Raw genomic sequence first — 10,609 nt, 5'->3', positions numbered from 1 at the left:
TTTTGGTGTTAGGGGCTCAATGCCCTCAACAGGAAAACATACGCACATTTTTGGTGGTAACACATCTTGCGTATATATAGAGCAGAAAAATGGCAAATCCCTTATTTTAGACTCAGGTACAGGTATTGTTGAACTAGGTAAACGTTTAGTGGTAAAAGCGGAACCTATCGCTATATTACTGACACATAATCATTGGGATCATATTCAGGGTTTCCCCTTTTTCACCCCTATTTATCAATCTAACCAAAATATAACAATAGTGGCTGGGAATGTAGATGACGAAGAAAGTAAAGATGCCATACTAAAACAAATGAGTGGCTCTCAATTTCCGGTTAAATACCAAGAGTTACCTGCAAATATTACGCTAAATACGACATTGTCGGCTAAAAAAACATTTAGCCTTAATAGTTTTTCAATTTCGACTGCGCCGCTTAATCACCCCGATGGCGGTACTGCGTATTGTGTTAACGCTGACGGCAAGAAAGTAGCATATGTTACTGATAATGAATTAAACCCCCCAGAAGATCTAAGAACCGATATCAACGAGTGGATTCACTTTATTAAAGGCGCTGATTTACTGATCCATGACGCACAATTTATAGATATCGACTTACCACTAAAGCATGGTTGGGGACACAGCACGATTAATCAAGTTGCCGATCTCGCCGTAAAGGCGAACATCAAAAACATTGTTATTATCAGCCACGACCCTGCAAGAAGCGATGATGAACTTTTAGCAATAGAAAACTCATTGCAAGCTAAATACGGTGACAAGTTACTAATAGAATGCGGCCGAGAAGGACGAGTTTTTGATTTTTAATCTATCAAGGATAAACGCCCATTAGATCTTTAAAGCCTATAATTTCCAGGCATTTTTTTATTGGTGCCGTTATAACTCTATTTATTGCATCAATAGAGTTATTTGCTACAGGAACATTGGCCAAATTAGTTAATCGTGTGGAAGGCATCATTTATGATTCTCGACTCTTATTAACAACACCTGCAACACCTAGACATATCGACGAATCAGTAGTTATTATCGATATTGATGAAAAAAGTATGCGAGAGCAAGGTCGATTTCCTTGGAGTAGATCGAAAATAGCTGATCTTGTAACAAAACTCACCGATGCAGGTGTTATTGTTATCGCTTTTGATATATTTTTTGCCGAGCCTGAAGTAAATCCAGTTACACAAATCATTTCTGAAATACCTAACTTATCAAAGCAATATAGCTTACCACTTGCCAAAATTAAACAGCAAGTAGACGCCGATACCAAGTTTGCTAACGCACTTGCTAAAAATGATATCGCTCTTGGGTTTTTACTAACCGATGACCAACTTGCAGCCCACAGTCCACCAAAAAAAAGCAGCGTTTTATGGCAAAATGCTGAACATGCAAACTCACAAATAAGTGAGTTTTCGGGAGCTATTGTAAATATCCCACAATTACAAAATGCCGCTGCTGGTATTGGTTTTATAAATGCGCATAGCGACAACGATGGCTTTATCCGCAGAGCCGCTCTTATTAATCGGGTCGGTGATAAACTTTATCCCTCTTTAGCACTTGAAGTGGCTCGACTGTATGTCCTTGCTAATAAAATTGAAACGCGCTCAAATATTTTAGATGGTATTACTTTGTTTGAAGGAATTAAGTTTCAAGATAAATGGATTCAGACAGATGAGCACGGCCAAATACTCATTCCCTATAAAGGCCGAGCACATAGCTTCCCTTATTATTCAGCAACCGATGTGCTGATGCAAAGAGTTGGCTCTGATGAACTAGAAGGAACAGTTGCCTTTATTGGTACTTCAGCTGTGGGCTTAGCTGACCTAAGGTCAACCCCAGTTGGTATGCAATATCCTGGTGTTGAAGTGCATGCCAATATATTTGAAGGACTGATGCACCCAGAGATACTGCCAGCCAAGCCCAACTGGTCTTTAGGTGCGAGCCTATTTATTATTGCGCTAACGGGTGTCGTTTTATCACTTTTTAGCCACGGCAGAAGTGCCCGATTTATTATTTTTCTTTCGTTAACTATTACGGTAGCTGTTATATCATTTAACGTGTATTTATGGTCAGTACAAAAAATTAGTTTGCCATTATTAATGCCACTCTTACTCATAATATTATTAGCTGGTTATTACATTATTGTTGGCTCTATCGCCGAGATGCACCACAGCCGAAAAATTAAATCTATGTTCAATCAATATGTCCCCCCTGCGCGTATTGAACAACTTATAAAACAAGGCAATGAGCTATCTCAAAGCAGTGAAAAAAGAAACATGACAGTATTATTTGCTGATATTCGCAGCTTCACCTCATTATCTGAAAACATGACTGCACATCAATTAAGCGAGTACTTAAACCAATACCTTACTTCAATAACGCAAATAATATTTGATCATAACGGGACTATCGATAAATACGTTGGTGATATGGTGATGGCGTTTTGGAATGCCCCATTAAAAGATGAAAACCATGCACAAAACGGTGTTGAAGCAGCAATGGCTATGATTAACGGTCTGACTCTCATTAATAAATTATTTGCCGAACAAAAACTACCGGCGGTCAAAATTGGTATAGGCTTAAGTACCGGTGATATGAATGTGGGCGATATGGGATCCGTTTATCGTAAAGCTTATACCGTACTAGGTGATACAGTTAATTTAGGTGCAAGAATTGAAAACTTGACCAAGTTTTATGGCGTAGCTATTCTAGTAGCTGAAGAAACAATGAATGCATGTCCACATATAACGTTTCGCTTGATAGATAAAGTGCAGGTCGTTGGAAAAACGACCGCAACGCAGCTATTTGAGCCCATTGGCTTAACAAATAAATTAGATACAAAACAATTCGCTGAAATAAAAAAATCATTTATCGCCATGACCCATTTTTATAATAAAGATTGGCCGCAAGCACTAAGTTTATTTACTGAATTACAAAGTACTACTCTGTTTAGTTCACATGTGTATGGTGTTTTTATCAAACGAATTCAAAATACTGATTTACAAGCACTCGCAAAGGATTGGAATGGTGCCTTTATTCATACCAAAAAGTAGTGGAAATATGCCGCAGCACATCAAAGATAAAATAAACCTGCATCACTTTATTGATATCAGCGTTAGGTTAACGACCGAAAAAGATTCGAGTAAATTGCTCGATGATATACTGCAAGTAATTATGTCTATAGCTAATTCAGATGCTGGGACTATTTATTCGATTACAGATAACAAACAACTTAAGTTTGAAACGGTTATTAATGAATCATTGGATCTGTATTTAGGCGGTCGTTTAGGTAAGCCTGTTGATTTTCCTAATATAGATCTTTTTATCGACGGAAAAGAAAATAAAACAGCGATTGTTGCTCATGCGGTTAACTCTGGGGAAATTATTAATATTCCTGATGTTTATGCTGCACTGCCTTTTGATATGAGCGCAGCTCGCGCTATGGATGCTCGTACAGGTTATCGTACCCAGTCAATGTTAACTATTCCCTTAAAAGATCATGCTGATGATATTATTGGCGTTATCCAGCTTATCAATGTAAAAGACGACGAAAATAATAATATTCCTTTTAGTGAGGAGCTTGTTACGCTAGTTCGTTCTTTCGCCTCTTTAGGTGCTATTTCGTTAACAAACTCTGCATTAATTAAAGATATGGAAGAGTTGTTTGCAACTTTTGCTGAGGCTATTGCCATGGCGATAGATGAAAAATCACCTCATACAGGAGGTCATTGCAAACGAGTACCCGCATTAACATTGATGCTTGCCGATGCTGTTCATCTAATAGATAAAGGCCCACTTGCTACATTTAAAATGAGTGACGCAGAGCGCCATGAGTTAGATATTGCAGGATGGCTACATGATTGTGGAAAAATTGCGACTCCCGACCACGTCATGGAAAAATCAACAAAGTTAGAAACTATTTTTGATCGAATCAAATTTATCGATGCAAAATTTGAAATAATTAGCAGAGATTTAAAAATAGCGTATCAGCAGAAAATAATCTCTGCGATGAAAAAAAATAAGCCAATTGAAGTACTCCAATTTGAACGATTGCTTGATACCGAACTGAAACAACTCGCATTAGATCGTGCATTATTACAACGCGTGAACGTTGGCGGAGAGTTTTTAGGTGAGGAAGAACAGGCGCATATCCAAAGAATATCAACCCAATATCAATTAAAAATTAATGGCGAAAAAATCCCATTACTGTCTGATAATGAAGTTGAAAACTTAATGATTCGGCGTGGTACGCTTACTCAAGGTGAACGTGACATTATGAAGCGCCACATGGATATAACTAAGAATATTTTAGATATCTTACCGTTTCCAAAGCATTTAAGTAATGTATCTGAGTATGCTCTAGGGCATCATGAAAAACTTGACGGTACAGGCTATCCTCGCGGATTGACTAAAGAACAAATGTCAGTACCTGCTAGATTAATGGCTATCGCTGATATTTTTGAAGCTCTTTCGGCTGTAGACCGACCATACAAAAAAGCAAAACCAGTAAGTGAATGTTTGCATATTTTAGGCTCTATGGTTAGTCAGAACCATCTTGATGCAGACATTTTTGCAGTATTTATTGAATCCGAAGTGTATAAACATTACATCAATGAATATGCAAAACCTGAGCAGCTAGATGAAGTCGACCTCGATAACCTTCCCGGTTACTCACCTATCCGTTGATCTATTTATTACAAAAGCTGGTTTGTGTGATTTAAATAACACAGACCAGTTTGTAATAAAATTAAAAATCCTCACACGTTATACCAATTCGCTTATATAGAGTCTATTTAACGTTAAGAAAATCACGCTATAACTAGGCAAAAATTTATTATCCAAAGATCTGATTATTGAATGCTTAATTTAAAATTCTCTACCAGTTATTTTGCTAAAATTAACCTTTTTAAATTTTGAACAAAAAAATGCCACCTTACGGTGGCATTTACACACGGGGTTATTTCTACTTATAGAAATCCTTTTACTTTTTATTAGTTTTTGTCTTATTTTTTTAACAAAAAATATACTGCCAAAGGTAGCATTTAGTGCCTTGTGTGGCAACAGTAAAGGATAAAGATCATATATCTGCCACATTACTGTAATAAAAAATTGATTATAAAGATTTACGTTTACAATCACTTGTACCCATATTGACAATATAGCTGTTAGTTTGTTTTTTGCCCATAAATTAAGCGTTATAAGCAAATAAACCGCGTAAATAAGACGTTATTAAATTTTAATGCACACGTACTTTTCTTCTAAGTACTCATCAAGTCCTTGATGGCCGCCTTCACGCCCTAAACCTGACTGTTTAACGCCACCAAATGGCGCTACTGGGTTTGATATAACACCTTCATTTACGCCGATCATACCAAATTCAAGCCCTTCACTAATTCGGTAGACTTGCTTAATGTTTTGGCTGTAAAAATAAGCTGCTAGACCAAATGGTACATCGTTGGCAAGTGCAAGCACTTCACTTTCTTCATCAAAAGGAATAACCGTTAATACTGGCCCAAATACCTCTTCGTGGTAAATATCCATGTCAGTGGTTACATTATTCACTATTAATGGGTTTTGAAAGCTGCCACCTAAGTCACTATTATCGCCAATCAGCGTCGCGCCTTTATCGAGTGCGTCTTGTACTAACTGCTGCACTTTCTCTTTGGCTTTAGGGTAAATGAGTGGGCCAATATCAACATCGTCCTCAAAACCATTTGCCACTTTTAACGCTGCAACCTTAGGCGTGATTTTTGACAGTACCTTGTCGAGAATATTACGTTGTATAAAAATACGGTTTGCAGCAACACACGCCTGCCCACTATTTCTAAATTTAGCCGCCATTAGCCCTTCAACAGCTTCATCTAAATCTGCATTATCAAAAATGATAAAAGGCGCATTGCCGCCAAGCTCCATTGAAGTACGCTTGATTGTGCTTGCACACTGCGATAGTAATTGCTTACCTACACCGGTAGAGCCGGTAAATGTAAACTTACGCACAACGTCTGAGTCGGTTAACATTTTGCCTACTGTTTTGGCATCTTGTGATACAAGTACGTTAAATGCGCCTTTTACAAAACCAGCTTGATCGGCCAGATAAGCAAGTGCAATGGCGCATAGTGGCGTATGTTCAGAAGGTTTAAGTATAAAGCTACAGCCCGCAGCATAAGCTGGAGCCACTTTACGAGTAACCATAGCAACAGGGAAGTTCCATGGCGTAATACCAGCTACAACACCTACAGGCTGCTTAAAGCTAGTTAAACGATGCGAGTCATCTGTTGGCGGAATTACATCTCCGTAACTACGTTTGGCTTCTTCTGCAAACCATTTGATAAACCCTGCACCGTAATCAATTTCACCAAAGGATTCTTTGAGTGGTTTACCTTGCTCTTTAGTCATTAGCTCTGCAAGTGTTTGCTTGTGCTTTATAACTAGCTCATACCAGCGCATCAAGGTTTCACTTCGCTCAGTCGCATTCGTCTCTTTTAACTTAACAAAAGCCCCTTGAGCTGCGGTTATTGCGCTATTTACACCCTGCTCGTCAATATCGCTTACTTCAACAATACTTTTTTCGGTAGCAGGATCGTTAACACTAAAGCGCGTATCAGTTTTATAAAATTCGCCGTTAATAAATGAGTCTGAAAAAATAAGATTACTCAAAATAGATCTCCTAAAGGCTACGTATAAAAATTACAGGTACGTGTTAATTTAGTAACAAGCGAGGTATAAAACCTCACCTACATCAATACATACACCAAACTTGTAGGTGTGAATTTATTTCGCGCTTATGCAACATAGCGAGGTATAAAACCTCACCTACATCAACACATACGCCAAACTTGTAGGTGCGAATTTATTTCGCGCTTATGCAACATAGCGAGGTATAAAACCTCACCTACATCAACACATACGCCAAACTTGTAGGTGCGAATTTATTTCGCGCTTATGCAACATAGCGAGGTGTAAAACCTCACCTACATCAATACATACGCCAAACTTGTAGGTGCGAATTTATTTCGCGCTTATGCAACATAGCGAGGTATAAAACCTCACCTACATCAATACATACACCAAACTTGTAGGTGCGAATTTATTTCGCGCTTATGCAACATAGCGAGGTATAAAACCTCACCTACATCAACACATACACCAAACTTGTGGGTGCGAATTTATTTCGCGCTTATGCAACATAGCGAGGTATAAAACCTCACCTACATCAACACATACACCAAACTTGTGGGTGCGAATTTATTTCGCGCTTATGTAATTTGGTTTTAATGCAGCTTTAATGCAAAACAAAGCGAGATATAAAGCCTCACTTACAAAAATGAACGTATACAAACAAAAAAGCCGCTGTATCAAACAGCGGCTTTTAATAAATTTATCGTTAAAAACTAGTGCTCTTCATTAACGATATTGAGATTGTACTTAGGTATTTCAACCACTAGGTCTTCATCTCTTATAATTGCTTGGCAACCAAGGCGCGATTCAGGCTCTAAACCCCATGCTTTATCTAGCATGTCATCTTCTAGCTCATCACTTTCGTCAAGTGAATCAAATCCTTCACGAATCACTAAGTGACACGTAGTACATGCACACGACTTTTCACAGGCATGCGCAATGCTAATACCATTTTTAAGTGCAGCGTCGAGTACCGTTTGACCTGTAGGAGCTTCAATTGCAGCGCCGTCAGGACATAATTCAGGATGTGGAAGAAAAACAATTTGTGGCATTCTAATCTCTCTTAAATGTTGTCTACTGACTGCCCTGTAAGGGCCTTTTTAATTGATGCATCCATTCTACGCGATGCAAAATCGCTACTCGCATTATCGACTTTTTCGATAGCTGCTTTAATTTCACTAGGCTCTTGTGCATTTTCGCGCACTTTTACCAGTTCTGCAATTTCAGCGCGTAAGTTAGCTAGTTGCGTATCGTCAAGCAATGCTCCATCGCTTGCAAGTGATGCATTAAGCGCTTCAATTACGCGCAGTGCTTCTACTTGTTGCTCTTTAAGCATACGCGCTTGCATATCGCCTTTAGCGTTACTCATTGACTCTTTTAGCATATTAGCGACCTGATCGTCAGATAAACCAAACGACGGCTTAACCTGAATCTCAGCTTGTACGCCTGTTGATTTTTCCATAGCTGAAACACTTAATAGACCATCGGCATCAACTTTGAAGGTAACACGAATATGCGCAGCGCCTGCCGCCATTGGTGGAATACCTTTTAAGCTAAACTTAGCAAGCGATCGACAATCATCAACAAGCTCACGCTCACCTTGCAGCACATGTAATGACATGGCTGTTTGGCCATCTTTAAACGTTGTAAATTCTTGTGCGCGTGCTACCGGAATTGTCGTGTTACGTGGGATGATTTTTTCAACCAAACCACCCATCGTTTCAAGGCCCAGTGATAACGGTAATACATCAAGCAATAACATGTCAGAATCGGGCTTATTGCCAATTAACACGTCGGCTTGAAGCGCGGCACCTAAGGCTACAACACGATCAGGATCGATTGAAGTTAGCGGCTCTTTATCAAAAAAACTTTGTACTTGGCTACGTACTAATGGCATACGGGTTGAGCCGCCTACCATAATAACTTGCAGTATTTCTTCGTTTTCTATGCCAGCATCTTTTACAGCACGACGACACGAACGCAGTGTTTTTTTAACCAGCGGCATAGCCATTTCGTCAAACGTTTCGCGCGTTACTTCTACTGTGTATTTTTGATCGTCAAACTCAAGACCCACGTTTACTTTAGCGTATTGGCTTAATGCTTCTTTACAGGCTTTTGCTTTATTGATGAATAAACGTAAAACTGAAGACGATAACGCCGACACACCAGTTTGCTGCTTAAAGTAATCAACAAGGAGCGAGTCAAAGTCATCGCCACCGAGGCTAGAGTCGCCACCGGTTGCCATTACTTCAAATACACCTTGATGTAGTCTAAGTACTGAGATATCAAATGTGCCACCGCCTAAATCGTAAACAGCAATAATACCTTCTTGACCTGAATCTAAGCCATAAGCAACCGCTGCTGCTGTTGGCTCGTTTAATAAACGAAGTACGTTAATGCCTGCAAGCTCTGCGGCATCTTTAGTACTTTGGCGCTGTGCGTCATCAAAGTACGCAGGTACTGTAATTACAGCCCCTAAAATTTCTTGGTTGCCAAAACTTTGCTCAGCTCGTGCTTTTAATGCAGCTAAAATATGGCTTGATGCTTTAATTGGACTAATTTTACCTGCCGCAGTTTCTATTGCTAGCGCACCATTGTGCTCACAAAATTCATACGGTAGTTGCCCATAACTTTGCTCTATTTCAGCCTGAGTTTTACCTAAAAAACGCTTAACCGAAATAAGTGTATTAGCAGGGTCTTGCGTTGCTGCTTGAGCAGCCTCTGCGCCAACAGTAATACCGCCTGCTTGATAACGAACAACCGACGGTAACATAGCCACGCCAAGATCATCAGTTAACGTGCGGGCTTCGCCACTTTGCACTGTTGCAACTAATGAATTGGTTGTACCAAGGTCAATACCAATCGCTAGTTTATGTTCGTGTGGTGCCGCGCTCTGCCCCGGCTCAGCAATTTGCAATAATGCCATAATGCTCTTTAAACTCGTGTTGCTCGCTTTGCAGCAAGTAATTAATCGTCAAATAAACTATCTTCAATACGCTCTAGTTCGTCACGTAACTTATAAACAAACTTCAGTTTACGAATATTATCAGCGGCAAGTTGATATTGCTGCTCATCGTTACTTGCGAGTTGCTCGGCAAGTTGTGCACTGTACTGCGTGTTTAGTTGCTTAATTTGTTTTTCAAAATTTGCAATCGCAGTATCAGGATCGCTTGCTGATGTTAGCTCTTCAAGTTCTTCGCGAAGTTCCATTTGTTGCATTAAAAACATTGGATCTTGCAAGGTTTGCTGCTCTGCACGAATATCAACGCCTAGCTCGCTCAGCATATATTCGGCACGTTTGACTGGGTGCTTTAATGTTTGTAGCGCATCGTTAATTTCGGCGGCGCTTTGCACTGCCATTAACTTATCACGGCTACTCGCGTTCGCGTGGCGATCTGGATGTACAGTACGCTGTAATTCCAAGTAGTGCTTGTTAACTGTTGCTAAATCAATATTGTAATCAACGGGGACTGCAAATAATTCAAAGTAACGCATAACTTCAACCAATAAAATTCAGAAATTAATTTCAAAAATAACAAAGCCCTACATTAACTGGCAGGGCTTATTGATACTACAAAGATATTTTAAGCTTAAACGGTAAAGCTTTCGCCACAACCACACTCATCTGCTTGATTAGGGTTTCTAAATTTAAACCCTTCATTTAAGCCTTCTTTAGTGTAATCGAGCTCTGTGCCGTCAATGTAAACTAAGCTTTTAGCGTCAACAATTAAGGTGACACCTTTAGCCGCAAAAATTTCATCGTCTTCGTTTAAATCGTCAACAAACTCAAGTACATAAGCAAGACCTGAACAGCCCGTCGTTTTAATGCCAACGCGCAGGCCTAAACCTTTGCCGCGGTTTGCTAAAAATGATTGTACGCGGTTTGCTGCCGCATCTGTCAATGTCACTGCCATGAGTTTCTCT

Annotated in this window: 8 protein-coding genes; 3 read left to right on the top strand and 5 right to left on the bottom strand. The window is 39.5% G+C overall.

Annotated elements, in window-relative coordinates; translation table 11 throughout:
* Nucleotides 1-19 precede the first annotated feature (19 nt).
* From AOR04_RS02330 to AOR04_RS02320, 3 genes are all read left to right on the top strand, one after another.
* Entirely contained in the window at nt 20-820 is an 801-nt protein-coding gene (locus tag AOR04_RS02330; RefSeq protein WP_008136291.1) for an MBL fold metallo-hydrolase, read from the top strand.
* Between the two features lie 116 nt (nt 821-936).
* Nucleotides 937-3,060 carry a CHASE2 domain-containing protein gene (locus tag AOR04_RS02325; protein WP_232525499.1) on the top strand — a complete coding sequence of 708 codons (2,124 nt, stop codon included), beginning with the start codon at nt 937-939 and terminating at the stop codon, nt 3,058-3,060.
* Nucleotides 3,032-4,693, top strand: a complete 1,662-nt coding sequence (locus tag AOR04_RS02320) for an HD family phosphohydrolase (RefSeq protein ID WP_096792407.1) — start codon at nt 3,032-3,034, stop codon at nt 4,691-4,693. The genes AOR04_RS02325 and AOR04_RS02320 overlap by 29 nt, the downstream gene beginning before the upstream one ends.
* Before the next feature lie 543 nt (nt 4,694-5,236).
* Here the strand turns inward: AOR04_RS02320 and AOR04_RS02310 are convergent.
* From AOR04_RS02310 to iscA, 5 genes are all read right to left on the bottom strand, one after another.
* Entirely contained in the window at nt 5,237-6,664 is a 1,428-nt protein-coding gene (locus tag AOR04_RS02310; protein WP_096792406.1) for an NAD-dependent succinate-semialdehyde dehydrogenase, read from the bottom strand.
* 734 nt (nt 6,665-7,398) lie between these two features.
* Entirely contained in the window at nt 7,399-7,737 is a 339-nt protein-coding gene (gene fdx / locus AOR04_RS02305) for an ISC system 2Fe-2S type ferredoxin (protein WP_007377671.1), read from the bottom strand.
* Between the two features lie 11 nt (nt 7,738-7,748).
* Nucleotides 7,749-9,611, bottom strand: a complete 1,863-nt coding sequence (gene hscA / locus AOR04_RS02300; RefSeq protein ID WP_096792405.1) for a Fe-S protein assembly chaperone HscA — start codon at nt 9,609-9,611, stop codon at nt 7,749-7,751.
* A gap of 41 nt (nt 9,612-9,652) precedes the next feature.
* Nucleotides 9,653-10,180 (bottom strand): co-chaperone HscB, encoded by a 528-nt coding sequence (gene hscB / locus AOR04_RS02295; protein WP_096792404.1) that lies wholly within the window; start codon nt 10,178-10,180, stop codon nt 9,653-9,655.
* A 95-nt stretch (nt 10,181-10,275) separates the two neighbouring features.
* The gene (gene iscA / locus AOR04_RS02290) at nt 10,276-10,599 is read right to left on the bottom strand and encodes an iron-sulfur cluster assembly protein IscA (protein WP_096792403.1); all 324 of its coding nucleotides are present in this window, start codon (nt 10,597-10,599) and stop codon (nt 10,276-10,278) included.
* Nucleotides 10,600-10,609: the final 10 nt, after the last annotated feature.

Origin of the sequence: Pseudoalteromonas sp. 1_2015MBL_MicDiv (assembly GCF_002407505.1) — a bacterium.
In the GTDB taxonomy this organism is placed as follows: domain Bacteria; phylum Pseudomonadota; class Gammaproteobacteria; order Enterobacterales; family Alteromonadaceae; genus Pseudoalteromonas; species Pseudoalteromonas fuliginea.
Note: the sequence above shows the minus strand (reverse complement) of the source record. Positions and strands in the feature narration are given on the sequence as shown.

What these genes read in the sequence shown, in the direction of transcription:
- hscB (WP_096792404.1), bottom strand. Translation starts at nt 10,180, where the DNA reads ATGCGTTACTTTGAATTATTTGCAGTCCCCGTTGATTACAATATTGAT.
- fdx (WP_007377671.1), bottom strand. Translation starts at nt 7,737, where the DNA reads ATGCCACAAATTGTTTTTCTTCCACATCCTGAATTATGTCCTGACGGC.
- AOR04_RS02320 (WP_096792407.1), top strand. Translation starts at nt 3,032, where the DNA reads ATGGTGCCTTTATTCATACCAAAAAGTAGTGGAAATATGCCGCAGCAC.
- iscA (WP_096792403.1), bottom strand. Translation starts at nt 10,599, where the DNA reads ATGGCAGTGACATTGACAGATGCGGCAGCAAACCGCGTACAATCATTT.
- hscA (WP_096792405.1), bottom strand. Translation starts at nt 9,611, where the DNA reads ATGGCATTATTGCAAATTGCTGAGCCGGGGCAGAGCGCGGCACCACAC.
- AOR04_RS02330 (WP_008136291.1), top strand. Translation starts at nt 20, where the DNA reads ATGCCCTCAACAGGAAAACATACGCACATTTTTGGTGGTAACACATCT.